Annotated in this window: 25 protein-coding genes; 15 read left to right on the top strand and 10 right to left on the bottom strand. The window is 74.7% G+C overall.

Going from position 1 to position 24,989, the window contains the following annotated elements:
- The first annotated feature begins 55 nt into the window (after positions 1–55).
- From SM577_RS30585 to nhaA, 4 genes are all read left to right on the top strand, one after another.
- Positions 56–1,273, top strand: a complete 1,218-nt coding sequence (locus SM577_RS30585; RefSeq protein ID WP_302922037.1) for a D-arabinono-1,4-lactone oxidase — start codon at positions 56–58, stop codon at positions 1,271–1,273.
- The gene (locus SM577_RS30580) at positions 1,273–1,647 is read left to right on the top strand and encodes a sensory rhodopsin transducer (RefSeq protein ID WP_474580010.1); all 375 of its coding nucleotides are present in this window, start codon (positions 1,273–1,275) and stop codon (positions 1,645–1,647) included. Before SM577_RS30585 ends, SM577_RS30580 begins: the two co-directional genes overlap by 1 nt.
- A gap of 43 nt (positions 1,648–1,690) precedes the next feature.
- The gene (locus tag SM577_RS30575) at positions 1,691–2,818 is read left to right on the top strand and encodes an FUSC family protein (RefSeq protein WP_474588617.1); all 1,128 of its coding nucleotides are present in this window, start codon (positions 1,691–1,693) and stop codon (positions 2,816–2,818) included.
- 120 nt (positions 2,819–2,938) lie between these two features.
- The gene (gene nhaA, locus SM577_RS30570; RefSeq protein WP_474588601.1) at positions 2,939–4,258 is read left to right on the top strand and encodes a Na+/H+ antiporter NhaA; all 1,320 of its coding nucleotides are present in this window, start codon (positions 2,939–2,941) and stop codon (positions 4,256–4,258) included.
- Between the two features lie 234 nt (positions 4,259–4,492).
- Here the strand turns inward: nhaA and SM577_RS30565 are convergent, their stop codons facing one another.
- The 3 genes from SM577_RS30565 to SM577_RS30555 all read right to left on the bottom strand — a co-directional run bounded on the left by SM577_RS30565 (position 4,493) and on the right by SM577_RS30555 (position 7,979).
- Positions 4,493–6,130, bottom strand: a complete 1,638-nt coding sequence (locus tag SM577_RS30565; protein WP_474588600.1) for a hypothetical protein — start codon at positions 6,128–6,130, stop codon at positions 4,493–4,495.
- Entirely contained in the window at positions 6,127–7,011 is an 885-nt protein-coding gene (locus SM577_RS30560) for an ABC transporter ATP-binding protein (protein ID WP_474588599.1), read from the bottom strand. Before SM577_RS30560 ends, SM577_RS30565 begins: the two co-directional genes overlap by 4 nt.
- A gap of 128 nt (positions 7,012–7,139) precedes the next feature.
- The gene (locus SM577_RS30555) at positions 7,140–7,979 is read right to left on the bottom strand and encodes a S1 family peptidase (protein WP_474588598.1); all 840 of its coding nucleotides are present in this window, start codon (positions 7,977–7,979) and stop codon (positions 7,140–7,142) included.
- Between the two features lie 192 nt (positions 7,980–8,171).
- Here SM577_RS30555 and SM577_RS30550 point away from each other — a divergent pair, with 192 nt between their 5' ends.
- Positions 8,172–9,773: a Na+/H+ antiporter gene (locus SM577_RS30550; RefSeq protein WP_302922030.1), complete on the top strand. Its 1,602-nt coding sequence runs from the start codon at positions 8,172–8,174 to the stop codon at positions 9,771–9,773.
- A 7-nt stretch (positions 9,774–9,780) separates the two neighbouring features.
- Here the strand turns inward: SM577_RS30550 and SM577_RS30545 are convergent, their stop codons facing one another.
- Positions 9,781–10,467, bottom strand: a complete 687-nt coding sequence (locus SM577_RS30545) for a helix-turn-helix transcriptional regulator (protein ID WP_474588597.1) — start codon at positions 10,465–10,467, stop codon at positions 9,781–9,783.
- A gap of 100 nt (positions 10,468–10,567) precedes the next feature.
- On the opposite strand from SM577_RS30545, the gene folE reads away from it, so the two are divergent.
- A complete protein-coding gene (gene folE / locus SM577_RS30540; RefSeq protein ID WP_474588596.1) occupies positions 10,568–11,224 on the top strand; it encodes a GTP cyclohydrolase I FolE in 657 nt (218 codons plus the stop codon).
- An 18-nt stretch (positions 11,225–11,242) separates the two neighbouring features.
- Entirely contained in the window at positions 11,243–12,481 is a 1,239-nt protein-coding gene (locus SM577_RS30535) for an NAD(P)/FAD-dependent oxidoreductase (RefSeq protein ID WP_474588595.1), read from the top strand.
- 98 nt (positions 12,482–12,579) lie between these two features.
- On the opposite strand, the gene SM577_RS30530 is transcribed toward SM577_RS30535, so the two are convergent.
- Both SM577_RS30530 and SM577_RS30525 read right to left on the bottom strand, forming a co-directional pair.
- Positions 12,580–14,235, bottom strand: coding sequence for an alpha/beta fold hydrolase domain-containing protein (locus tag SM577_RS30530; RefSeq protein WP_302922026.1), 1,656 nt, complete (start codon positions 14,233–14,235; stop codon positions 12,580–12,582).
- Between the two features lie 129 nt (positions 14,236–14,364).
- Positions 14,365–14,916, bottom strand: a complete 552-nt coding sequence (locus SM577_RS30525; RefSeq protein ID WP_302922025.1) for a TetR/AcrR family transcriptional regulator — start codon at positions 14,914–14,916, stop codon at positions 14,365–14,367.
- 85 nt (positions 14,917–15,001) lie between these two features.
- Here SM577_RS30525 and SM577_RS30520 point away from each other — a divergent pair, with 85 nt between their 5' ends.
- From SM577_RS30520 to SM577_RS30500, 5 genes are all read left to right on the top strand, one after another.
- Positions 15,002–15,715 carry an alpha/beta fold hydrolase gene (locus SM577_RS30520; protein WP_474580001.1) on the top strand — a complete coding sequence of 238 codons (714 nt, stop codon included), beginning with the start codon at positions 15,002–15,004 and terminating at the stop codon, positions 15,713–15,715.
- A gap of 101 nt (positions 15,716–15,816) precedes the next feature.
- Complete coding sequence (locus SM577_RS30515) at positions 15,817–17,154, top strand: nicotinate phosphoribosyltransferase (RefSeq protein ID WP_302922023.1); 1,338 nt, start codon at positions 15,817–15,819, stop codon at positions 17,152–17,154.
- 79 nt (positions 17,155–17,233) lie between these two features.
- Positions 17,234–17,854, top strand: a complete 621-nt coding sequence (locus SM577_RS30510) for an L-threonylcarbamoyladenylate synthase (protein ID WP_302922022.1) — start codon at positions 17,234–17,236, stop codon at positions 17,852–17,854.
- 28 nt (positions 17,855–17,882) lie between these two features.
- The gene (locus SM577_RS30505; RefSeq protein WP_474588594.1) at positions 17,883–18,344 is read left to right on the top strand and encodes an SRPBCC family protein; all 462 of its coding nucleotides are present in this window, start codon (positions 17,883–17,885) and stop codon (positions 18,342–18,344) included.
- The gene (locus SM577_RS30500) at positions 18,334–18,897 is read left to right on the top strand and encodes a TetR/AcrR family transcriptional regulator (protein WP_302922020.1); all 564 of its coding nucleotides are present in this window, start codon (positions 18,334–18,336) and stop codon (positions 18,895–18,897) included. The genes SM577_RS30505 and SM577_RS30500 overlap by 11 nt, the downstream gene beginning before the upstream one ends.
- Positions 18,898–19,043: 146 nt before the next feature.
- Here the strand turns inward: SM577_RS30500 and SM577_RS30495 are convergent, their stop codons facing one another.
- Entirely contained in the window at positions 19,044–19,415 is a 372-nt protein-coding gene (locus SM577_RS30495) for a nucleotide pyrophosphohydrolase (RefSeq protein WP_474588593.1), read from the bottom strand.
- Between the two features lie 85 nt (positions 19,416–19,500).
- Here SM577_RS30495 and SM577_RS30490 point away from each other — a divergent pair, with 85 nt between their 5' ends.
- Positions 19,501–21,003, top strand: a complete 1,503-nt coding sequence (locus SM577_RS30490; protein ID WP_474579999.1) for a pyridoxal phosphate-dependent decarboxylase family protein — start codon at positions 19,501–19,503, stop codon at positions 21,001–21,003.
- A gap of 84 nt (positions 21,004–21,087) precedes the next feature.
- Here SM577_RS30490 and SM577_RS30485 read toward each other — a convergent pair whose 3' ends face one another.
- Positions 21,088–21,936, bottom strand: coding sequence for a hypothetical protein (locus SM577_RS30485; RefSeq protein WP_302922017.1), 849 nt, complete (start codon positions 21,934–21,936; stop codon positions 21,088–21,090).
- 143 nt (positions 21,937–22,079) lie between these two features.
- A complete protein-coding gene (locus SM577_RS30480; protein ID WP_302922016.1) occupies positions 22,080–22,535 on the bottom strand; it encodes a MarR family winged helix-turn-helix transcriptional regulator in 456 nt (151 codons plus the stop codon).
- Between the two features lie 133 nt (positions 22,536–22,668).
- Between SM577_RS30480 and SM577_RS30475 the strand changes: the two genes are divergently transcribed.
- Positions 22,669–23,229: an NADPH-dependent FMN reductase gene (locus tag SM577_RS30475; RefSeq protein WP_302922015.1), complete on the top strand. Its 561-nt coding sequence runs from the start codon at positions 22,669–22,671 to the stop codon at positions 23,227–23,229.
- Positions 23,230–23,382: 153 nt separating this feature from the next.
- Here SM577_RS30475 and SM577_RS30470 read toward each other — a convergent pair whose 3' ends face one another.
- Positions 23,383–24,126 (bottom strand): N-acetyltransferase, encoded by a 744-nt coding sequence (locus tag SM577_RS30470; RefSeq protein ID WP_474588592.1) that lies wholly within the window; start codon positions 24,124–24,126, stop codon positions 23,383–23,385.
- 141 nt (positions 24,127–24,267) lie between these two features.
- Between SM577_RS30470 and SM577_RS30465 the strand changes: the two genes are divergently transcribed.
- Entirely contained in the window at positions 24,268–24,981 is a 714-nt protein-coding gene (locus SM577_RS30465) for a siderophore-interacting protein (protein ID WP_302922088.1), read from the top strand.
- Positions 24,982–24,989 lie beyond the last annotated feature (8 nt).

Here is a 24,989-nt window from a genome sequence, read left to right as displayed (position 1 = left end):
ACTACCCCCGGCGGCGGCGGGTACGCCACCGCGTCCGGTCGGGGGAGGAAGGGTCGTGGGACACGAGTTCGTCAACTGGTCCGGCAGCCTGGTCTTCACGCCGGCCCGGTACGCCGAACCGGACGACGAGGACGAGGTCCGCGCCCTCGTGCGGCGGGCCCGGCAGGACGGGACCACGGTCCGCCCGGTGGGCTCGGGGCACTCGTCGAGTCCGCTGGTCCGGACCGACGGCATCCTGCTCAGCCTGGACCGGATGGCCGGAGTGATCTCCGACCGGGCCGGTCTGGCCACGGTGTGGGCGGGCACCAAGCTGAAGACGCTGGGGGAGGGCCTGTACGACGCCGGTCTGGCGATGGACAACCTCGGCGACGTGGACTACCAGTCCATCGCCGGGGCGACGGCAACCGGCACCCACGGCACCGGCCTCGGCTTCGGGAACCTGTCCACCCAGGTGGCCGGCGTCCGGCTGGTCACCGGCACGGGCGAGCTCCTGGACGTCGGCGCGGACAGCAACCCGGAACTCCTGCCGGCGGTGCGGTTGTCCCTCGGCGTCCTGGGCGTGGTCACCCGGGTCACCCTCGAGGTGCAGCCCCGCTACGACCTGCACCGGCGGTCCTGGTGCGCGCCCATCGAGTGGACCCTCGACCACCTCGCGGAGTTGCAGCACACCAACCGCAACATGGACTTCTACTGGTACCCGCGCAGCGACCAGACCCAGATCCGGGTGATGAACCGGGCCGACGAGACACCCGAGGAGCGGGTCTGGGCCCTGCCCCGAGTGTCCGGGTCGGACCCGTGGGCGCGACCCCGGGAGGTCCAGGTCGGACCGACGCACCGCACCATCCCCCGGCACCGGGAGCTGCGGTTCGAGGAGATCGAGTACATGCTGCCGGCGGAGGCGTTCCCGGCCTGCTTCGCGGAGGTCCGGCGGCGGATCCGGGAGCGGCACCGCCGGACCGTCGGGTGGCGGGTGCTGGTACGCAGCATCGCCGCCGACGACATCTGGCTCAGCAACGCGTACGGCCGGCCCACCACCACCATCGCCTGCCTGCAGAACACCTCGCTGCCCCACGAGGAGTACTTCCGGGACGTGGAGGCGGTCTTCCGGCAGTACGGCGGCCGGCCGCACTGGGGCAAGAAGCACTGGCTGACCGCCCGCGAGCTGCGCCCCCTGTACCCGCGCTGGGACGACTTCCAGGCGTTGCGGCGGCGACTCGACCCGGACGGGGTGTTCCTCGGCCCCGACCAGGCCCGGTTGCTGGAGGAGGGGTGATGCCGGAGATCGGCGCGCGGATCTGGGTGGTGCCCGGCGGGCACGTGCCGTTTCCGAGCCACGGGCCGGAACCGGAGTTCACCGGCTTCGACCAGCTCTGCGTGCTCAACGCCACCGGTCGGGACGCCGAGGTCGGCCTGGACTTCTACTACGAGGACGCGGACCCGGTCGGCCCGTACCGGATCCTGGTCGGTGCCCGGCGCATCCGGCACGTCCGGGTCAACGACCTGATCGACCCCGAGGCGGTACGGCTGGACCGGCCGTACGGGTGCGTGCTGCGCTCGCCGGTGCCGGTGGTGGTGCAGTTCCTTCGGCAGGACACCCGGCTGCCGGGCGTGGTGGCCCTCACCGGCACCATGGCCCATCCCGGCTGACCGCAGGGAGGTTCCCGCCGGCAGAGCCCGGGTATGCCCGGTGATGCGCTCGACGGTGGTCGGAGAGGCGGGAACCGCACTACGCGCTCGGCTCGGTGACGCCGCGGAGGCGAGCTACCGCCGGTTGCGGACGTACCTCATCCTGGCCGTGCAGGCCGGTCTCGCCGCGGCGCTGGCCTGGGTAGTAGCCCGGGAGGTGCTGCAGAACCCGGATCCGACGTTCGCGCCGGCGGCGGCGGTCGGTGTGATCGTGGCCGCCCTGGGCAACCGGGCGCGGCGCACCGTGGAGCTGATCGTCGGCGTGGTCCTCGGCATCGCGGTGGGTGACGGGTTGATCGGGCTGCTCGGCACCGGGCCGTGGCAGACCGGCGTCATCGTGTTCCTTGCCATCACGGCGGCGGCGGTGGTCCGGGGCACCGGCGCGCTGATGACCCAGGCCGGCGGTACCGCGGTGCTGGTCGCCACGCTCACGCCCATGTCGCCCGACCTGGAACTGCCCCGGACCCTCAACGCGCTGGTCGGGGGAGCGGTCGGCCTGCTGGTGGTGCTGGTGCTGGCCCCGTTGAACCCGCTGCGCACCGTACGCCGGGTGGCGGATCCGGCGCTGGACACCTTCGCCCGGCAGATGACTGCCTCGGCGCAGGCCCTGGCGCGGGCCGACCAGCACGCCGCGCAGGGCGTGCTGGACCGGATGCGTGCCACCGAGCCGCAACTGCGGCAGCTCAGCGAGGCGGTGACCGCCGCCGAGGAGGTCGTCCGGTTCTCTCCGGTGCGCTGGCGCCGCCGCCGGACGCTGGCCGCCTACGGGCGGGGTGTCGAGCACATGGACCGGGCCTTCCGCAACAGCCGGGCCATGGTGCGCCGGATCGGCACCACCCTGCGCGACGAGGAACCGGTGCCCGCCGACCTGCCCGCCGCCGTGGAGCGCTTCGGCGAGGCCGTGCGGATGCTGCACCGCGCTTTTCTGGCTGCCGAGGAACCGGTGCGGGCGCGCGAGCGGGTGGTGCAGGCGGTACGGGAGGCCGGCGCGGCCTGCCGGCAGGAGATGGGCTTCTCCGGCACCATCGTGGTCTCCCAACTGCGCACCGCCGCCAACGACCTGCTGCGCGCCACCGGCGTACCGGGCGACGAGGCACGGCGGATGGTTCGGCGGGCCGCCGCCGGGTACTAGAGGCCCGCCGGGGCGTCCGCCGTACGCGTTCCCGCCGGCAGCGGATAACGTTGTGGCTCTGGTGTGCCGGGAAGTCTGGTCGGCGATGGATGACGCGACCCCTGCCGACGAGGAGCTTCCGTGACCGACGCCACTCGGCGCCGTACCAGCCTGTTCGCCCGCCGTTCCTGGGCCGAGACCAGCCGCATCTCCGAGATCCTGCGGCGGGAGACCGTGGGCGGGGCCCTCCTGCTCGTCGGGGCGCTGCTGGCCCTGATCTGGTCGAACTCGCCCTGGACCGAGCAGTACCAGGCACTGCGGGACCTCCGGCTCGGCCCGGCCGCGCTGCACCTCGACCTCAGCCTGGGCACCTGGGCCGCGGACGGCCTGCTGGCGATCTTCTTCTTCGTCGCCGGGCTGGAACTCAAGCGCGAGTTCGTCGCCGGCGACCTGCGGGACCCGCGGCGGGCGGCGGTGCCGGTGGCCGCGGCCTTCGGCGGGGTGCTGGTGCCAGCCCTGCTCTACGTCCTGATCGCCGGTGCCGGCGCGGGCCGGGGGTGGGCGATCCCGACGGCCACCGACATCGCCTTCGCCCTGGCGGTGCTGGCCGTGGTCGGCCGCTTCCTGCCACCGGCGCTGCGGACCTTCCTGCTCACCCTGGCGGTCGTCGACGACCTGATCGCCATCGTGATCATCGCCGTCTTCTACACCACCGACCTGTCGATCCTGCCGTTGCTGGGCACCCTGGTCCCGCTGGTGACCTTCGGCCTGCTGGTCCAGCGGCGGGTCCGGTCCTGGTGGCTGCTGCTGCCGCTGGCCGTGGCGACCTGGGTGCTGATGCACGAGTCCGGGGTACACGCCACCGTGGCCGGGGTGCTGCTGGCCTTCACCGTTCCGGTGCGCCGCAGCGAGGCCGCCGGCGGGCCGGACGCCGGTCCCGGCCTGGCCGAGCACTTCGAGCACCGGTTCCGGCCGATCTCGGCCGGCGTGGCGGTGCCCGTCTTCGCGTTCTTCTCCGCCGGGGTCGCGGTGGGCGGCCTGACCGGCCTGACCACCGCGCTGACCGACCGGGTCGCGCTCGGCATCGTGGTCGGGCTGGTCGTCGGCAAGCCGATCGGCATCCTGGGCGCGACCTGGCTGATCTCCCGGTTCACCCGGGCCGACCCGGAGGAAGGGCTCAACTGGCTCGACGCGCTCGGTCTCTCGCTGCTCGGCGGCATCGGCTTCACCGTCTCGCTGCTGGTCGGCGAGTTGGCCTTCGGGCCGGGCAGCGAACGCGACGACCACGTCAAGGTCGCCGTGCTCGCCGGCTCCCTGCTCTCCGCCCTGCTCGCCTCGGTGGTGCTGCGCGCCCGCAGCCGGGTGCACCGGCAGGTGTGCGAGGCGGAGGCGGTCGACCGCGACCACGACGGGGTGCCGGACGTCTACGACCCGGACCCGGACCGGCCGGACATCCGCTGAGCCGAGTGCCGGGCGTCCGGTCCCGCGGGAGCGTCACCGACCCGGGCGGTCCGGGAGTCGCCACATCGCCCACCCGGTCGTGGTCAGCAGCGCCCCGCCACCGACCACGAGCATCCATCGCATGACGACGGCCGCGTCGTCGTGGGCGTCGGCCACCCGGCCGGCCGGATCGTCCGGGTCGTAGCGCAGCCGGATCCGTGCGTCCGGACCGACGCCACCCGGTGGGGTCGCCGCTCACGGACGCAGGTCGCGGCGGCGGTAGCCCCAGGCGCCGATCGCCAGGGCAGCGCCGGTCAGGGCGAGCATGACGGCCGCCGCCGGCTGGTCCGGCGCCGCCTCCGGCACGGCTGACAGATGGGCGTACGGTGACAGCCGGCTCACCCAGCTCGGCGCCGCCAGACTGTCCGCGAGCACTTCGAGCAGGAACCCGCCGGCCGTCGGCAGCATGCCCAGGGCGGCCACCGCCCGGGTGCCCCCGCCGAGGGCGAGTACCGCGGCGCCGAGGCTGAGCAGCGCCAGCGGGACGACGTTCCAGGTGCCGGCGAGCGCCGCGCGTAGCGACAGGTCCGCATCGACGGTGACCGCACCCAGCCAGGTCGCCACCGCCGCGACGGTGACCAGGACGGCGACCCCGGCGGCAGTGGTCATCGCCTCGGCGGCGAGCAGCCGGGTCCGGCTGTTCGGGCCGGCCTGGAGCAGGGTCAGCCGTCCGCCCGTCTCGGCGGCGGCGAACGCGGCGAGCCGGACCGCGGCGAACGCGCCGACCGGGATGGCGAGCAGGGCGAACAGGGTGGCCGCGTAGCCCCGGACGGTGCCGAGACCGGCGAAGCCTGCCTGCGCGGCCAAATCGGCGAAGCGGGGGTTCTCGGTGAGGAAGGTGGTCATCGAGTCGGCGAGCAGCCCGATCAGCAGGAAGTACGCGCCGATCCCGGCGGACCAGCCGGCGAGCGGCCGCAGCACCCGCCGGACGGCGAAGGCTTCGACCGAGCCGAGCAGGCGCAGCCGGGGCGGCCGACCCGTGGTGGTGCGCAGCAGCCCGTCCCGGACGTCCCGCCGGCCGGCCAGGGCGAGCGCGGCGCCGGCCAGGGCCACGGTGGTGACGGCGACCACGGCCAGCGGCGCCCACCGGTCGTCCTGGTACGGGCGGGTCAGCGCGAGCGGGCCGTACGGGGGCAGCCAGCGCAGCCAGCCGAGCGGGGCGACGCCGTCGCCCACCATCCGGGCCAGCAGGGCGACGCCCAGCAGGGCCAGGGTGCCCGCCGTGGCACCGGCCCGGGTGGGGAAAACCTGGGCGGCCAGGGCGGCGGTCGCGACGGCGTAGGCGCCGACCAGGGCCAGGCCGGTGGCGTGCAGTGCGGCTCCGGGAACCGGCGTGCCGGCGGCGGTGAGCGCCGCGGCGAGCGCGATCCCGGTCCCGGCCAACGTGGCGACCAGCACCGCGAGATGCCGGCCGAGCACCCCCGCCGGGGTCAGCCGGCCGGCGAGCAGCAGGTCCCAGCGGCCGGTCTCCTCCTCGCCGCGGGTGATCCGGGTGGTGGCAAGCAGGCCCCAGACCGACAGCAGGACGGCCAGCACGGTGCCGGTGCGCCAGGCGGTGAAGCCGCCGGCGGTGTCGAGGGCGGCCGGCTCGCCGAACAGGGTGCGGACCGCGGGGTTGCGGGCCAGCGCGGCCAGCGAACCCGCGTCCAGCCCGTCGCCGACCGTGCTGGCGTAGGTGGCGGCGACCAGCGTCGACATGCCGACCGTCAGCGCCACCACGACGAGAGCCGAGCGGCGGACCTGGCGTACCGCGAGTCGGGTGGCGGCGCGGCCGGCCGCGCCGGGCCCACGGCCGGGGCGGGTGGTGGTGGCGGGGTACGTGGTGGCGGTCACCGGTCCGCCTCGCCGTAGTAGTCGAGGAAGATCTCCTCCAGGCTCGGCTCGCGCACGGTGAGGGCGGTGATCTCGGCGGCCGCGAGGGCGCGCAGGGCCGGCGCGGGTGGCCCGGTCAGGGTGAGCCGCAGCAGCTCCGGGTCCTCCGCGAGGACGTCGACTCCGGCGAGGCCGCGCAGGTCGGGCGCGGGGCCGGTGAAGCGGGCGGTCACCTCGGTGCGGTGCAGCCGGCGCAGCTCGGGCACGCCGGCAACGTCCACCAACCGGCCGGCGCGCAGGATCGCGACCCGGTCGCAGACCGCCTCGACCTCGGCGAGCTGGTGGGAGCAGAGGAAGACGGCCTGGCCCCGGTCGCGGGCGTGCCGGACGGCCCGGCGGAACTCCCGCTCCATCAGGGGGTCGAGGCCGCTGGTCGGTTCGTCGAGGACCAGCAGCGGCGCGCGGGTGGCGAACGCGGCGATCAGCGCGACCTTCTGCCGGTTGCCGGTCGAGTACGTCCGCCCCGGCTTGGACGGGTCGAGGGCGAACCGGTCGACCAGTTCGTCGCGGTAGGCGCGGTCGACGCCGGGTCCGGTGGCGGCGAGCATTTCGAGGGTTTCCGCGCCGGTGAGCTGCGGCCACAGCGCGACGTCGGCGGGCACGTAGGCCAGTCGGTGGTGGGCCGCGACGTCACCGGCGTCGGTGTCGAAGATCCAGGCACGGCCGGCGGTGGGCCGGGCCAGGCCGAGCAGCAGCCGGATGGTGGTGGACTTCCCGGCGCCGTTGGGGCCGAGGAACCCGAACACCTCGCCGGTCGGCACGGTGAGATCCAGCCCGTCGAGGGCGAGCAGCGACCCGTAGCGCTTGGTCAGGTGTTCGGTGCGGACGGCAGGGGTGGCCATGCGGCGCCTCCGGTCGACGACGTGTCACGACTGCCGACCAGGCTTCCCGGCGCACCACTGGTCACCGTACTACCGCTGGTGCGCCGGGGGAAGCGGGTGATGTCGCGACCGGGCAGCGCCGGTCCGGGTCAGGGGATGGTCAGGCCGTACGCGGCGAGCACCTCGGTGATCGGCTGGTAGTAGGTGGTGCCGCCGGTGGTGCAGTTGCCGCTGCCGCCGGAGAGGATGCCGATGATCGTGCCGGTGGCCGCCACGTAGAGCGGGCCGCCGCTGTCACCGGGCTCGGCGCAGATGTTGGTGCGGATCAGGCCGGACACGCTGCCCTGGGCGTAGTTCACCGTCTGGTTGAGGGCGGTGACCTGACCGCACCGGACGCCGGTGGTGGCGCCGCTGCGGCACACCGCCTGCCCGACGTACGCGGTGCCGGCGCCGTAGACGGTGAGCAGGCCGGGGTGGGTGTAGACCGCGCTGGGATGGGCGATCCGGCCGGTGTAGCGGACCAGGCCGTAGTCGTTGGTCGGGAAGCTGCTGCCGACCCGGGAGCCGATCGCCGTGCTGTGCGCGGCGTCGGCGTACCAGGTGGCGGCCGTCGCGGTGCAGTGCCCGGCGGTGACGAAGTAGTAGGTGCTGCCGCTGCGCACGTTCGCGCCGAGCGAGCAGCGCCCGCCGCCGCTGCCGTGGACGGCCTGACCGCCGGCGATGAGGATGCGCAGCCGCCCCGGTTCGTGCCGGAACACGGCGCCGGCCCGGGCGGCGGTCGCGCGCACGGCGGCGAGGTCCGCGCCGGTGACGCTGTCGTCGACGGTGACTGTCGGCCGACCGGTGGCCGGGTCGACACCCCAGGCGGTGCCGGGGGTACGGATCCCGGCCAGCGCCGCCGCGGCGTCGGGGGCGGCGGCGTGGGCGGCGGGCGACCCGCCGAGCAGCAGGGTGGCCAGGACGAGGACGACGATCGGCAGGCGGCGCATCCGACCCTCCTATATCGGCGAACGTAGATGCCATCACAGCATCCGCCACGGGCCCGCCGCTTACAACCAGGTGTCGGGCACCGGGCGTGTCGTCCGCCGGCCGGGACCCGCGCCCGTGCGAGCGTGGGCCGGTGACCCGGCCGCCGGTGCGAACGCCGCAGCTCGCCGACCGGACAGGAGGGATCGGCTCGGATGGTGACCGTACTGGCGCTGGTGCTGGGCGGCCTGGTGGTGGTGATGGTCGCCAACGCGGTGGCCCACCGCAGCGGCCTGCCGGCGTCGGTGCTGCTGGTCCTCGCCGGCATCGGCTACGGCTACCTGCCCGGCCCGAACCTGACCCTCGATCCCGAGTTCGTGCTCTACCTGGTCATCCCGCCGCTGCTCTACGCCGCCGCGTTGCAGTCGAGCCTGACCGCGCTGCGCGCCAACGCCCGTACGGTGGTCGGCCTGTCGGTGGCGCTGGTGCTGGTCACCGCGCTCGCCGTCGGGTTCGGGCTGAGCGCGGCCGTGGCCGCCGTGCCGTTGAGCGTCGGCATCGCGGTGGGTGCGGCGGTGTCGCCGCCGGACCCGGTGGCGGCGCTGTCCATCGGCCGGCGCGCCGGCCTGCCGCCTCGACTGATCACCCTGGTCGAGGGGGAGGGGCTGCTCAACGACGCCACCGCCCTGACCATCCTCCAGGTCGCCGTCGCGGCCGCGGTCGGCGGCGCGTTCTCGTTCGGCCACGCGGTGGGGGAGTTCCTCTTCGTGGCCGCCGGCGGGCTGGTCGTCGGCCTGGTCATCGCCGCGGCCATCGCCCAGGTCCGGAAGAAGGTCAACGACCCGCTGATCGACAACGCGCTGTCGCTCGGCACCCCGTTCGCCACCTACCTGGCGGCCGAGAAGCTGCACGTCTCCGGGGTGCTCGCGGTCGTGGTGGCCGGCCTGTGGCTCGGTCACCGCAGCGCGTCGTTGCAGTCCAGCCGGGCGCGCCTGCAGACCCGCGCGGTGTGGCACCTGGTGGAGTTCCTCCTCGAGGGCTACGTGTTCGTGCTCATCGGCCAGCAACTGCCGGCGGTCGTCCGCGGCCTGCGCGACTACGACGTGAGCACGGTCGTCACCGCCGCCGCCGTCACCGTCGGCACGGTGCTGCTGGTGCGCCCGCTGTGGCTGCTGCTGGCGGCGCACCTGCCCAGCCGGATGCACGCCCGGCTGGGCGGCGACCCCCGCCCGGACAACCCGCCGCTGTCCGGGCGGGAACTGCTCGCGCTGAGCTGGGCCGGCACCCGCGGGGTGATCACCCTCGCCGCGGCGTTCACCCTGCCCGCCAGCACGCCCGCCCGGGACCTGCTGCTGTTCTGCGCCTACCTGGTGGTGCTGGTGACCCTGATCGGCCAGGGGTTGACCTTCGCCCCGCTGCTGCGCCGGCTGCGGCTGCCCGGCACCGACGTCAGCCGGGCGCTGACCCGCAACCAGGCGCGCGCCGCCGCCGTGCAGGCCGCCCTGCAACGGCTGGAGTCGCTCGCCGCGGCCGATCCCGCCGTACGGGAGATCGCCGGCCCGCTGCGCCGGGCGGCCGAGGTCCGCCACCAGCGCTACACCGCCCGGGTCGAGCTGCTCTCCGCGGTCGAGGACCAGATGTTGCCGACCGACGAGCGGTACCGGGCCGCGCTGCGGGTCCGGCGGGAGATGATCGCCGCCGAGCGGGAGGAGCTGCTCGCCTGGCGGGACGCGGGCCGCCTGGCCGACGCCGACATGCGCGTCCTGGAACGCGAACTGGACCACGTGGAGAGCGTGCTGCCGCTGCCGCCGTCGTGACCGGGGCTCAGGACGGCAGGTCCAGCGCCACGCAGCAGGCGCCGGGGCGGGGCGCCAGGCGGGCCGCGACGTCCGCCGCGCCCAGCCCGTCGAGCAGCCCGGTGAGGAAGGCGTGGTTGAGCCCGCAGACCAGCGCGGTGTGCCGGGTGGCCAGGGCGTGGAACGGGCAGTTGTGCAACAGCACCCGGCGCGGTGCGGCCGGCGCGGGGTCACCCGCGGCCGGGCCGGCGCCCTCGGGGCGCGGCTCGAAGCCGAGCCCGTCCAGCGCGGACAGCACCCCGCACCCGTCCGCGGCCAGGCCGGCGCCGAGCTCGCGGCCGCGCTGTCCGGCGAGGCGGCGCGCGGCGGCGTCGGCCCGGGTCGGGTCCTCGGCGACCGCGTCGGCGAGGATCTCGGCGATCAGCTCGTAGCGGCGCTCCGGGATGGTGACGGCGAGTCCGTCGCCGGCCGGCTCGTAGACCTTGGGACTGCGGCCCCGACCCCGGGGCTGGCCGGGCGGCGCCTGGTAGCGGGCCCGCAGCAGGCCGGCGTCGACCAGCTTGTCGAGGTGGAAGGCGGCCAGCCCGCGGGTGATCCCGGTGGCGTCCGCGGCCTCCTCCCGGGTGACCGGGTGGTCCTGGTGGCGGACGTGGTCGTAGAGCGCCCGCCGGGACGGATCGGCGAGCGCGGCCACGGCGGTCCACCGGTCCGGCACCCACCGAGATTATCACCAGCGTCCACTATTGAAATTCCGCCGCGCGGGGTCCAGCATGATTAACGACAACATTGGTTGGCGAAAACGATGGGTGGCCGACATGGACCTGATGGACACCGCGTCCACGACCGACGGTCGGCCGGTCCCGGCGGACGAGGCCGAACCGGGCCCGCTGCGGGTGCTGCGACCACGGGCCGGCCGGGACCTGGCCGCCGCCGAACGGGCCGCGGCCGCCTTCCTCGCGGCCCTCGGTGTCGACGTCGACGCCGACGGGCTGGCCGACACGCCGGGCCGGATGGCCCGCGCCTACGCCGAACTGCTCACCCCCCGCGAGTTCCGGCTCACCACCTTCGACAACGACGAGGGCTACGACGAACTCGTGGTCGCCCGCGCCATCCCGATCCGCTCGGTGTGCGAACACCACTTCCTGCCGTTCCTCGGCGTCGCCCACGTCGGCTACCTGCCCGGCCGGCGGATCCTCGGGCTGTCCAAGCTGGCCCGGGTGGTGGAGCTCTTCGCGCACGGCCCGCAGGTGCAGGAACGGCTGACCAGGCAGATCGCCGACTGGCTCACCGCCCACCTGCGACCGAAGGGGGTCGGTGTGGTGGTCGAGGCCGAGCACCTCTGCATGACCCTGCGCGGGGTGCGGGCGGTCGGCGCCACCACCATCACCTCGACCCTGCTCGGCACGCTGCGCGACGACCCGCGCTCGCGCGCCGAGTTCTTTGCCCTGACCGGCGTCGGCGCCCGCGCCTGACCCGCACGAGGAGGAACCGTGACCGAGCAAGCTCCGATCGTGATCGTCGGCGCCGGCCTGGCCGGGGCCCGGGCCGCCCAGACCCTGCGCGAGGAGGGGTACGACGGCGACGTCGTCCTGCTCGGCGAGGAGGCCGAGCGCCCATATGAACGGCCGGCGCTCTCCAAGGGCCTGCTGCTGGGCACCGCCGAGCGGGACAGCGTCCACGTGCACGACGCCGGCTGGTACCCCGAACACCACGTCGACCTGCGTACCGGCACCCGGGTGACCGGGCTGGACCGGGAGTCGCGCACGGTCGAGACCGCCGACGGGCAGCGCCTGCGCTACGCCAGCCTGCTGCTGGCCACCGGGGCGCGGGCGCGCACCCTGGCGGTCCCCGGCGCGGACCTCGACGGGGTGCTGCGGCTGCGTACCCTCGCCGACAGCGACCGGCTCGGCGCCGCGCTGGTCGACGGCGCACAGGTCGTGATCGTCGGCGCCGGGTGGATCGGCCTGGAGGTGGCCGCCGCCGCCCGGGCCCGCGGCGCCGCCGTCACCGTGGTCGAGGTCGGCGAGCTGCCCCTGCACCGGGTGCTCGGCGACCGGCTCGCCACCGTCTTCGCCGACCTGCACCGCGACCACGGGGTCACCTTCCGCTTCCGGGCCCAGGTGCGGCAGTTCGAGGGGACGGGTCGGGTCAGCGCCGTCCGGCTGGCCGACGGCACCGCCCTCCCCGCCGACCTGGTGGTCGTCGCCGTCGGGGTACGGCCCGCCACCGACCTCGCCGAGCAGGCCGGCCTCGCGGTCGACGACGGCGTCCTCGTCGACGACACCCTGCGCACCGGCGACCCGCATATCTGGGCCGCCGGCGATTTGGCCAACGCCCACCACCCGCTGCTGGGCACCCGGGTCCGGGTCGAGCACTGGGCCAACGCCCTGCACTCGGGGCCGGCCGCCGCCCGCGGCATGCTCGGCCGGCCGGTCAGCTACGACCGGCTGCCCTACTTCTACACCGACCAGTACGAGCTGGGCATGGAGTACACCGGCCACGCCCCGCCCGGCTCGTACGACCGGGTGGTCGTCCGTGGCGACCTCGGCGGCGAGTTCGTCGCCTTCTGGACCGCCCGGGGGCGGGTGCTGGCGGGCATGAACGTGAACGTGTGGGACGTGACCGACCCGATCAAGGAACTGATCCGCTCCCGGCGGCCGGTCGACCCCTACCGGCTGGCCGACCCCGCGGTCGCCCTCGACAGCCTGCTCACCCCGGGCGCCGGCTGACCGCCCGCGATCACCGGGCGCCGGCTGACCGCCCGCGATCACCGGGCGCCGGCTGACCCCTGCGGCCACCGGGCGCCGACCGACCGCCGGGCCGGCGGTCACCGGCCTTCGCAGATGCGCCCGCTGAACGCCGGGTCGCCCTCCCGGTTCGCCGACCAGATGGGGTTGAGCCCGATGGCCAGGGGCGGCGCCTGCCAGGCGGCCCCCAGGTGCTGGAAGAGCCGGTACTCCCGGCGGGGCCGGTCGACCGGCTCGTTGGCCAGGAAGTCCAGCACCGTCTCCCGCACCAGCTCCTGGTCGAGCGGGAAGGCGTGCGGCCCCGGCACCTCGACGGTGGGGATCCGGGAGTACTCGCCCGGCGGCGCCTCGACGGCGGCGACGGTCGGCAGGAACGCGATCATGCGCACCCCGGCGACCGGGCACAGCGTGCGGTTGCGGAAGAAGGGCGCGTCCGCGAGCACCGACCGGACGAACGGCTCGTCCGGATTGCTGTCGATCCGCTTGGTGAGGTTGGACAGCTTCGCCACCAGCCGCAGCTCCCATCCCGCCACCACGCCCCAGCCGTCGTACCCGGCCGGCGGGTAGTACACCCGGCCGGGGCGGGTCAGCGGGCTGAACATGACGACGGCGTCCACCGGTGACTCGGGCCACCGCTCCAGGTACATCCGGGCCACCATGGCGCCCTCGCTCTCGCCGAGCAGCGCCACCGGCCGGCCGGTCCGCCGCTGCAGGGAGTCGATGTGCTGGGAGAGCAGCGCGGCGCTGGAGCCCACCGACCGGTGCGTGTCCTGCGGCCGGTACGGCAGCGGGCGCTCCCGCTCGTCCAGGCCCCGGTAGGAGAACCGTTCCACCCGGGGGTCCACCGCCGGTCGGCCGTCGTAGCTGGAGTCGTGCCCGGCGATGGCGATGACGGCGTACGGGATGCGGTCCTCCAGTCGCTCGGAGAGCACCGGAGCGCGCCAGTCGCCCTGCCCGCCGGCCGCGACGCCGACGCCGGCCTCGGCGACCACCGACCCGGCCATGGTGACGACTATCGCCAACGGCGCCACGGGCACCCGGCCCAGGCGCACCGGGGCCTGGAGTGCCGCGGCCGCGACCGTGCCCCGCCAGAGCAGCCCGTTGGCCACGCCGGCCGCGGCGGCGACCGGCACGCCCCACCACAGCGGCACGGCCGACATCAGCGCCCCGGCGACGGTGAGGACCAGGAAGTTGAGCAGCGACCAGCCGAACAGGGCCGCCGAGGGCAGCCCGCGCCACCACCGGCTGACCACGCCGCCGCGCACCAGGAACGGCGCCAGCACCAGCATGGGCAGCAACGACGCCAGCAGGTACCACGACAGCGCGACCGCCGAGTACGCCACGGCGAGGGCGGCCCACGGCGAGATGATCACCGTGGCGAGCGCGGCCACCTCGATGTTGCGCAGGATCAGCCACCGGTACGACGGTCGCGGCGCGTTCGCCGGCCACGCGAGGCCGGTCATCCACGCCGACAGCAGGCCGCGCACCGCGGTCACCGCCAGCAGGCCGAGCAGGAACGACGACCAGGAGTTGTGGTAGACCAGCAGCCACCGCAGGTCGTGGTAGGAGTCGTACGGCCAGACGGCGGTGGCCTGCGGCGCCAGCCCCCGCGCGGAGTAGAAGCTGAGCGCGGCCAGCACGGCGGCCTCCAGCGCCGGCGGGACGGCGGCCAGCGTGAGCAGCGGGAGGGTCCTCCCGCGCCGCGCGGCCACCGCGGCCCCCTCGGACGTACGCACGTCAAGCAGCTCCTGCCGGCAACCGATCCTGCGTCGCGGGATCCCCGCGCGGCGCTGCTTACCCCGCTTGCCGCCCTTTGTGCTGCTCCGTTCGGCGGAAGTACGCCACCGGTCCCGGCGTCCCGCCCGTCACCCGGCCACGCCGTGCAGGACCATCGCCACGGTGCGCTCGACGAAGGCGTCGTCGACGGGGCGCCCCCGGAACACCGCGCGGCACCAGACGGCTCCGGCGAGCGCGTCCATGATCGTCATGGGGTCGGCGTCGGGGTCCAGTTCGCCCCGGCGGACGGCCCGCTCGAAGATGGGGCGCTCGCGGGCCAGCCGGTCGGCGAAGAACCGCTGGGTGGCCGAGGCCAGCTCGGCCCGGTGGGCGGCGGCGGCGAGCGCCGCGACGGCCACGTCCGCGGCGGGCGGCGTGGTGAGCAGCCCGACGATGGCGCCCACCGCCGCCGTCAGGTCGCCGCGCAGGGTGCCGGTGTCCGGCGTGTGGAGGTCGAGCAGCGGCGCCTCGACGAGCGCGTCGGCCAGCAGCGCGGCCTTGGACGGCCACCACCGGTAGATGGTCGTCTTGTTCACCCCGGCCCGCTCGGCCACCGCCTCGATGGTGAGGCCGTCGTACCCCTTCTCGGCCAGGAGGGTCAGCGTGCTGTCGAAGATCGCCTGCTGTCTTCGTGGGGCCACGGCGACCAGAATAGCAACGCACCGTTGCGTTGTGGTCTACTGGACCGCAACGCACCGTTGCGTTGCGTTGGAAGGGGGGAGCCCGATGACCCTGCCCGTCGTCCTCGTCCATGGCATCCGCGTCAGCCGCACCATGTGGGAGCCGGTGGTCGGCGAACTCGACCGGCCCGCGCTCGCGCTCGACCTGCCCGGCCACGGCGCCCGCCGCGGCGAGACCTTCACCATGGCCGCCGCGACCGGGGCGGTCGCCGACGCCGTCGACCGCCTCGGCGGGCGGGCGCTGCTCGCCGGCCTGTCGCTCGGCGGCTTCGTCGGCATCGCCGCCGCCGGCCGCTTCCCGGAGCGGGTGGCCGGGCTGGTCGCCATCGGTTGCACCGCGCGGCCGGCGCGACTCGTCGGGCTCTACCGCGGGGCGGCCGCGCTCGCCGCGCGCTTCCCCGAGCAGGCCAACCGGTTCAGCGCGTACGCCTTCCGCCGCGCCCTGCCGCGCCCGGCGGCGGACGCGGTCGTCGCCGGCGGCCTGTCCAGCGAGGTGATGCCCGCGGTGGTCGCGGCGGTCGCCGGTCACGACCAGCTCGCTGTCCTGGCCGGCTATCCCGGCCCGGTCTGGCTGGTCAACGGCGACCGCGACCCGTTCCGCGCCGACGAGCGGGCGTACCTGGCCGCCTGCCGCGACGGTCGGCTGATCCGGCTGCCGCGCGCCGGGCACGTCACGACGCTGGCCGATCCGGTCCGGCTGGCCCGGCTGATCGAGGACGCGGCCGCCCACGCCGAGCGGCACCACCGCGCCGCGCGCTGAGCGGGCCGGCGCCGCGCCCCGCACCCGGCCGCCGGTTCTCCGGTTCGCGGTACGCGACCTCACCCGCTCGGCCACAGTGGTGGCGTGGTCGAGGAGGCGGCATGACCGGATTGCGGACCGACCTGTACGAGCTGCGGATGGCGGCCAGCTACCTGCGCCGCGGCATGGTCGAACCCGCCACGTTCAGCCTGTTCGCCCGCCGCCTGCCTACGCGGCGCGGCTTCCTGGTGGCCGCCGGGCTGGCCGACGCGCTGGCGTTCCTGGAGAACTTCGCGTTCGACGACGCCGACCTCGGCTACCTGCGCGAGGTCGGCGGCTTCGACGAGCCGACGCTGAGCGCGCTGGCCGGGATCCGGTTCACCGGCGACGTCCGGGCCGTGCCGGAGGGGCGGGTGGTCTTCGCCGACGAGCCGCTGCTGGAGATCACCGCACCGCTCGCCGAGGCGCAGCTCGTGGAGACCGGCGTGCTGAACCTGATCACGTTCCAGACCACGATCGCCAGCAAGGCCGCCCGCTGCCGGCTCGCCGCCGGTGAGGCCCAGCTGATCGACTTCGCCTTCCGCCGTACCCACGGCATCGAGGCCGGGGCGGCGGTGGCCCGGGCCTCGGCCATCGCCGGGTTCGCCGCGACCAGCCACGTCGAGGCCGCCAAGCGCTACGGGCTCAAGCCCTCGGGCACGATGGCCCACTCGTACGTCGAGGCGTTCCTGGACGAGCGCGCCGCGTTCCGGGCGTTCGCCACCGACTTCCCGACGAACCCGATCTTCCTGGTCGACACCTACGACACGCCGGCCGGCGTCCGGGCCGCCGTCGAGGTCGTCGCCGAACTCGGCCTGACCGGGCCGCTCGGCGTCCGGCTCGACTCCGGCGACCTGGCCGCCCTGGCCAAGCAGACCCGGGCGATCCTGGACGACGCCGGGCTGAGCCGGGCGCGGATCGTGGCCAGCGGCAGCCTCGACGAGGACGTCATCGCGGCGCTCGTCGCGGCCGGTGCGCCGATCGACGGGTACGGCGTCGGCACCCGGATGGGCGTCTCCTACGACGCACCGTCGCTGGACAGCGCGTACAAGCTGGTGGCCGTCGGCGACCGGCCGGTGCTCAAGCTCTCCCCGGGCAAGGCCACCCTGCCCGGGCCCAAGCAGGTCTTCCGCGACCCCACCGGGGCCAGCGGCGACGTGGTCGGGCTGCGCGACGAACCGCCGCCGGGCGGCCGCGAGCCGCTGCTGGTACCGGTGATGCGCGGCGGCCGGCGCCTCGATCCGGCCGACCCGGCCGGCGAGGTCCGCGCCGCCCGCGCCCGCTTCGACGCCGACCTGGCCTGGCTGCCGGAGGCGGCGCGGCGACTGGCCGACCCGGTGCCGCTCACCGCCTCGGTCAGCCCGGCGCTCGCCGCGCTGCACGACCGGGTGGCCGCGCGGGTCGGTGGTGGCAGGTACTGACCGGGTCCGGTGCCGGCCGCGGTGGTCACCGGCCGGCCGGGGGAGGGCACGGCCGCCGGGAAGCGCCTAGTCTCGGTGGATGGCGAGGTACTACGACGTGCACCCGGACAACCCCCAGCCCCGGGCGCTGCGCCAGGTCGTCGACCTGATCCGCGGCGGTGGGCTGGTCGCCTACCCCACGGACTCCTGCTACGCGCTGGGCAGCCAGCTGGGCAACCGGGACGGGCTGGACCGGATCCGGGAGATCCGGCAGCTGGACGACCGGCACCACTTCACGCTGGTGTGCCGCGACTTCGCCCAGCTCGGCCAGTTCGTCAAGGTGAGCAACGCGGTATTCCGGCTGGTGAAGGCGTGCACGCCGGGCAGTTACACGTTCATCCTGCCGGCGACCCGCGAGGTGCCGCGCCGGTTGCTGCACCCCCGCAAGCGCACCGTCGGCGTGCGGGTACCCGACCACACGGTGGCCCAGGCGCTGCTGGCCGAGCTCGGTGAGCCGCTGCTGTCGAGCACCCTCGTCCTGCCGGGGGAGACCGAGCCGCTGACCCAGGGCTGGGAGATCAAGGAGCGGCTCGACCACCTGGTCGACGCCGTGCTCGACGCCGGCGACTGCGGCAAGGAGCCGACGACAGTGGTCGACCTGTCGCAGCCGGAGCCGGAGATCCTGCGCCGGGGCGCCGGAGACCCGTCCCGCTTCGAGTGACCGCCGGCGTCTATGTACCATCTGGTACATGAACTACGAGGAGACGATCACCACCTCCGCCGGCCCCGACCGGGCCTGGGCGGCGGTGCGCGACGTGACGGCGTATCCACGATGGACGGCCTCGATGTCCTCGGTGGAGCCGCTCGACGGTCCGGCGCTCGCGGTGGGCAGCCGGTTCCGGATCCGGCAACCGGGCCTGCTGACTACCGTGTGGCGGGTCGCCGAGGTCCGGGAGGGCGCCTCGTTCGCCTGGGAGGCCACGGCCCCCGGCGTGCGCACCGTCGGGTACCACCGGGTCGACCGCCAACCGGACGGCACCGCCCGGATCACCATCGGCATCCGGCAGACCGGTGCCCTCGCCGGGCTGGTCGCGCTGCTGATCGCGGCGAAGACCCGGCGCTACGTGCGGATGGAGGCGGTCGGGCTGGCGGCGGCCGCCGAGGACCCGGCGGCGGCCGGCGGCGGGCCGGCGGCCACCGGTGGCCGGTGACGCCCGCGCGGCGCTGCTCGACCGCTGCGTCGACTTCCTGACCGAGGGCGGGTTCAGCCAGCTCAGCCTGCGCGAGATCGCCGCCGGTACGGGGACCAGCCACCGCATGCTCATCTACCACTTCGGCAGCCGGGAGGGCCTGCTCGCGGAGGTCGTCCGGCGCACCGAGGCAGAGCAGCGGGCCGCGCTGACCGCGCTCGCCGACGGGCTGGACGACCCGGTCGAGGTGAGCCGGCGGTACTGGCGGCGCCTGGCCGACCCGGCGTTGGCCCCGGCGGAGCGGCTGTTCTTCGAGATCTACGCCCAGGCGCTGTTCGGGCGTGCCTGGACCGAGTCGTTCCGGGCCACGGTCATCGCCGCGTGGGCCGGTCCCGTCGAGGACCTGTTCGTGCGGCTCGGCTTCGACGCCGCGCAGGCCCGCCAGCGGGCCCGGCTCGCCCTGGCGGCCACCCGGGGCCTGCTGCTGGACCTGCTCGTCACCGGTGACCGGGAAACCCTGGACGCCGCCGCCGACCTGTTCGCGCGGCTCGTCACGGCCCCGCACCCGGACTGACGCCGCAGGCTACGGTCCGGCGGGCCGGGCTCGGGTGCGCGCGACACCGTCCACCGGCCGCCCCCCGGCCGCGTGCCGGACCGTCGCCTCGCCCTCGGCGAACCAGACGGCTCCGACGCGCGCACCGCTACCGCCGCACCGCGGCGTCACCGTTTCGCGGCGGAACCCTTCGCCTGCTCGACCGGGTAGCGGACAGCGGCCTCGTCCAGTTTGGTCAGGGCGGCTTCGACCAGGTCGACGCCGAGCACGTCGGCGAGGCGGGTCAGGTAGATCATCACGTCGCCGAGCTCCGCCCGGACCCGGGCGCCGGCCTCCGGATCGGCGAGCACCTCGGCGGACTGTTCGGGGGTGAGCCACTGGAACTCCGCCAGCAGTTCACCGACCTCGCCGGCGAGCGCCATGGCCAGGTTCTTCGGCGTGTGGAACGGTTGCCAGTCGCGTTCCGCGGCGAACCGGCGGACGCGGTCGCGCAGCACGGCATGCGCGTCGCGTCCGGGTTCCACGGGTTCGGCCGTCATGGTCGCCGAGGATACGTACCCGCCCGCCGGTCGAGGCAGTGGCGTGCGCGGAGCAATGTCACCCGGCTGACCTACTCTTCCGGCCATGAGTTCGACCTCTCCCGACCGGCGCGGCGACGTCTCCGCGTTGGACCCCTCGCCCGAAACGATCAGGGAGCTGGCCGGCCGGGCCGTGGAGTGGATGGCCGCCTACCACGCCTCGCTCCGCGACCTGCCCATCGCTCCGCGCACCACCGCCGCCGCAGTGCGGGAGCAGCTCGCCGAGCCGCTGCCCGTCGAGGGCCGCGACTTCGCCGACCTGCTCGAGGTCTTCCGCGAGGTGGTCGTGCCGGGCAGCCGGCACAACGGGCATCCGCGCTTCTTCGGGTACGTCTCGGCGCCGGGCACTGCTGTCGCGTCGGTGGCGGACCTCCTCGCGTCGACGTTGAACGCGAACCTGCCCGCCTGGCGATCGGCGCCCGCGCCCACCGAGCTGGAGCACGTCACGATCGACTGGATCAAGGAAGCGCTGGGGTGCCACCAGGGTGCCGGCGGCCTCTTCACCAGCGGCGGCTCGATGGCCAACCTCAGCGCGCTGGCCGCCGCCCGGCACCGCCACTGCGGCGACGAGGTCGCCACCCGTGGCGCGAGCGCCCACCCCGCACCGCTGCGCGTCTACGTCTCCACGCAGACCCACCACTCGGTCCACAAGGCCGCCGCGCTGCTCGGCATCGGCCGCGCGAACGTCCGGGAGGTCGCGGTAGACGCCCGGTTCCGGATGGACGTCGACGACCTCGTGCGCGCCATCGAGGCGGACCGGGCCGCGGGCGCGGAACCGTTCTGCGTGGTGGCGACCGCGGGCACTGTCGTCACCGGGGCGGTCGACCCGCTGCCGGAGATCGCGGCGATCGCCCGCCGGTACGGGCTGTGGATGCACGTCGACGCGTGCTACGGCGGCTTCGCCCGACTGGCCCCCTCGGCCCGCCCACTCTTCGACGGCCTGGCGGAGGCCGACTCGATCGCCCTCGACCCGCACAAGTGGCTCTACCTGCCCGCCGACTGCGGCTGTCTGATCTACCGCGATCCGGAGGCGGCGCGCGCGGCCTTCAGCCTGGACGCCGACTACACCCGGATCGTGCAGACCGAGCCCGCCGAGGCGTTCGCGTTCTGGGACTACGGCCCGGAGCTCTCCCGGCGCTTCCGGGCCCTCAAGGTGTGGATGCTGCTGGGACACGCCGGTTCCCGGGCGATCGGGGAGGCGATCGAGGCCAATCTCGACTGCGCCCGCCACGTCGGGGAACTCATCGCGGCGAGCGACGACTTCGAGCTGCTGGCCCCGGTCGGGCTCTCCATCTTCTGCTTCCGCTACCTGCCTCCGGCGGCGCGGACGGGGTCACGATCCGAGGTCGACGAGGAGAGGCTCGATCGCCTCAACGAGCGCATCATGGTGTCGCTGCAACAGGCCGGCAGTTCGTACCTGTCGAACGCGACCATCAACGGCCGTTTCGCGCTGCGCGGATGCGTGCTCAACTACCGCACCACCCGGTCCGACATGGAGGTCCTGCTCGACGACGTACGCCGCGCCGCCGCGCTGTCCGGCGCCGGATAGCCGGCCGGCACCGCGGCGGCCCGGCCGGCGTCCGGCACGGCCGTCGGGTCCGAGGTGGACGGTGCGGCCGGGCGTGGGTCCCGGTCAGCGGCGCCAGCCCCAGCGGCGCGGCCGGGGCACCCCGCCCCGATGCTGGGACAGCATCTCGGCGGCGACGCGCAGCTTCAGCGCGGGTTCGGCGCCGGCCGGCCCGAGCGTGCCGGCCAACCGGTTGCCCAGCTTCAGCACGGTGCCGGCCCGGTCGACGTCGCCGGTGAGCACCAGGCACTGCGCGTACAGGCCGTAGGTGTTGGCCAGCTCCCACAGGCTGATCGGGCGGGCCGGGTCGAGCAGGCCCTGGCGCAGCTCGCAGGCGCGGGAGGCGGCCAGTGCCGCCTCCCGCAGGTCGGGGGTGGACCCGCCCAGGGCACGGTGCAGCAGCGCGGTCGCCTGGTTGTGGTACGCCGTGCCCAGCGCCTCCCGGGTACGCGGGCCGGCGGCGGTCGGGGAGCCGACCGTGAGCAGGCCCGCGGCGATCGCCCGCTCCAGCAACTGGACGCGGGCGGCGGGCTGCCCGGCCGCGAAGGCGATCTCCGCGACGTCGACCACGGCCGTGACCAACTCGGCCAGCGCCTCGTCCCGGCGGGGCGTGGCATGGTCCTGCCCGGTGCCCCGCGCCGCGTCGTTGAGCTGCTCGAAGATCGCCACCGCCTCCCGGCCCGGCACCATCCCGGACCCGGGCCGGCCCAGCGCCGACAGCAGCATCGCCCGCCGCCACAGCGCCCGGGCCAGTTGTCGCCGGTCCTCCGAGTCGACCGGGCCGGGGCGGCGGATCGCTTCCCGGTAGGCGTCGATCACCTTGACCCAGAGGCGGTCCGCCTCCGTCCACCTGTGTTGCTGGGTGGAGTACTCGCGTGCCCGGTCGAACAGCCGTTTCCGCTCGTCCGGCCCCATGCCCGGCACCACCCTCCGCGACAGCCACCCGGGACGCCCCGGATTTCGGGGCATGAATCACCGTCGATTCTATGGTGGCCCGGCCGGGTCTCCGCGGTGCCGCGGTGGCCGATTCCCGACTGGTTCGACCGTCGGGGGCGGGGTCAGTCCGCCGTGCCGACCCGCTCGAACGCGTGGGCCAGTCGAGCGAGGTCGAAGCCCCGGAAGTGGTCGAGGAAGCGCCGCCGGACCGCGGCCAGGTGACTCGGCCAGGCGCGCTCCAGCCGCGCCAGGCCGGCGTCGGTGAGGACGGCGTTCCAGCCCCGGGCGTCGTCGGCGCACTTGACCCGCTCGACCAGGCCCTGGCCCTCCAGGCGGTTGATGGTCCGGGTCATCCCGCTCAGCGAGAGCTCGCACGCCGCCGCCAGCTCGCTCATCCGCAGCTGCCGGTCCGGCGCCTCGGAGAGGTGCATCAGGGCGGTGTACTCGGTGAGCGGAAGCTGCCCGTCACCGACCATGTCGGCGTCGATGGTGCGGGGGAGGACGTACATCACCCGGCGCAGGGCGCGGACCAGCGCCTCCTCCTCCGGGTTCAGCGGCTGCGGACGCTCGTCGGCCATGCCGCCCAGCATAGTTGCTTGACCGAACAACCAGCCTGTGACCGGGGCCATGTCCGGAAGATATTGCTTGAACAAGCAAGTTCTGTACCGTGGGCCCGGCAGGGCTCGACCCCCACGTCAGAAAGGCACCACGATGACCAGGATCGGCATCATCCTCGGCAGCACCCGTCCCGGCCGCAACGGCGAGGCGGTCGCCCGCTGGGTCCTCGACGTCGCCAAGCAGCGCACCGACGCCGAGTTCGAGCTCGTCGACCTGCTCGACTACCAGCTGCCCCACCTCGACGAGAGCATCCCGCCCTCGCTCGGCCAGTACACCCAGCCGCACACCCAGCGCTGGGCCAGCACCATCGCCTCGTTCGACGGCTTCGTGATGGTCACGCCCGAGTACAACCACTCCACCTCCGGCGCGCTGAAGAACGCCATCGACTTCCTCTACGCGGAGTGGAACAACAAGGCGGTCGGGTTCGTCAGCTACGGCTCCGCCGGCGGCACCCGGGCGGTGGAGCACCTGCGGCTGATCGCCGGCGAGTTGCAGATGGCCGACGTACGCGCCCAGGTCGCGCTGTCGCTCTTCACCGACTTCGAGAACTTCAGCGTGTTCACGCCCAACGAGTTCCAGCGGGGCGCGCTGAACACCACCCTCGACCAGGTGGTGGCCTGGAGCGGCGCGCTCGCACCGCTGCGCGCTCGCTGATCCGGCCCCGCACCGGACCCGGCGCGGGGCAGCGCACCGGGTTCGAGGGGCCGCGCCGGACCCGGCGCGGGGGAGCGCGCCGGGTCCAGCGCGGGGGAGCGCACCGGCCGGACGCCACGGTCGGTGTCGGCCGCCGGCCGGTGCGTTCCCGGGTCACAGCCGGTGGCGGACCCAGACGTTCGGCTCGACGTAGACGGCGTGGTCGTGCGCCAGGTCGCAGTGCACCGGCACCAGCGCGCCCGGCACGTGCACCGGCCCGTCGGCGTCGAACGGCAGGCCGGTCCAGCCGCGCCAGTCGTCCAGCGTCCCGCTGATCACCATCGACCGGGGCGCCACCCGCTCGACGTGGCCGCCCGCCCGTACGTGCACCCGCAGCCACGGGTCGACCGGCAGGCCGTCCGCGCGGACCTCGGCCGCGTACTCGGTCATCGGCACGTCGGGCCGGGTGTGCTTGCCGTTCGGCCGGACCGGCGCGACCAGCGTGTCGTAGCCCCGCTTCGCGACCGCCTCCCGCATGGCGGCGAGCATCCGCGCGGACAGGCCGGTGCCGCGCCGGTCGGGCCGGATGCAGATCTCCAGGGCCGACACGAGGTTGGGGGTGGCGCCGGTGAGCCGGTTGATGGTGGCGCGCTGGATCATCCGGTCCCAGCCGCCGTCCGGAAGCTCGGGCTCCGTCCAGCGCAGCGGCACGGCGTACGCCTTGGCCACGGCGCGGCCCGGCTCGTCCCGGTCGACGGCGGCGAACACGAACTCGGGGTACAGGTCGTGGGCGACGCCGTAGTAGACAGCCCCCATCGGGTCCCACTTCATGAACGGCGGCCATGCCCCGTCGAAGTCCTCGTCGAGCAGCGGGGTCAGGTCCGGGCGGTCCGCCAGGCTCAGGATGTCGATGGTCACCGCGGCACCCTAGAGCCGCGCCGCCGGCGGTCGCACCTCAATAACCGGCCCCTGCGTCCTCGCGGCGACCCGGCCGGTCCCCACTCCCCGAAACCGCTCGCTTAGGTTACCCTTCCCTAACTCTGGTAGGTGGAGGGGCGTGTGAAGAAGAACTGGGAAGCCCTCGTGCTCAAGGCCATGGGCGGCAAGGACTTCCGGCTGACCGTGCTCGAATCGGAACCGGTGAACGAGCACTACCACCGTCTCCTGGTCGACGGGGGCGGGCTGCTCGAGGCGTGCGGGGTGCACCCGACAATGTGGATCCGGCTGTGGTTCGACAACGACGGCCGCCCGCACCAGCGGGCGTACACGCTGGTCGACCCGGATCCGGCGACCGGACGGTTCCACCTGGAGTTCGCGCTGCACGACGGCTGCGCGGCCCGCTGGGCCACCGCGGCCCGGCCCGGCGACACCATCGACGCCACCGTCCAGGGCAGCGGCTTCACCCTGCCCGACCCCACCCCGACCCACCTCTTCCTGGCCGGTGACGCGGCCTCGCTGCCGGCGGTCAACAGCCTGCTCGACTCCGCGGCCGACATCCCGGCGACCGTCTGGCTGGAGTACGCCCACGAGGGCGAGAAGGCGCTGACCCCGCGCGCCCGGGCGCACCACGAGGTGGTCTGGGTGCCGCGCCGCGACGGCGGGCGGCACCTGGTGGAGACGGTCACCGCCGCCATCCCGTCCGACCCGGACGGCGCCTACTACTGGGTGGCCTGCGAGGCGGCCAGCACCCGCGGCATCGTCAAGCACATCCGTAAGGGGCTCGGCGTCGCCAAGCAGCGGGTGGACGCGCTCGGCTACTGGAGTGCCCGCTGAGCGGGGGC

The organism is Micromonospora desertarenae, assembly GCF_056150265.1.
This window is presented reverse-complemented; position numbering and strand designations above follow the sequence as displayed.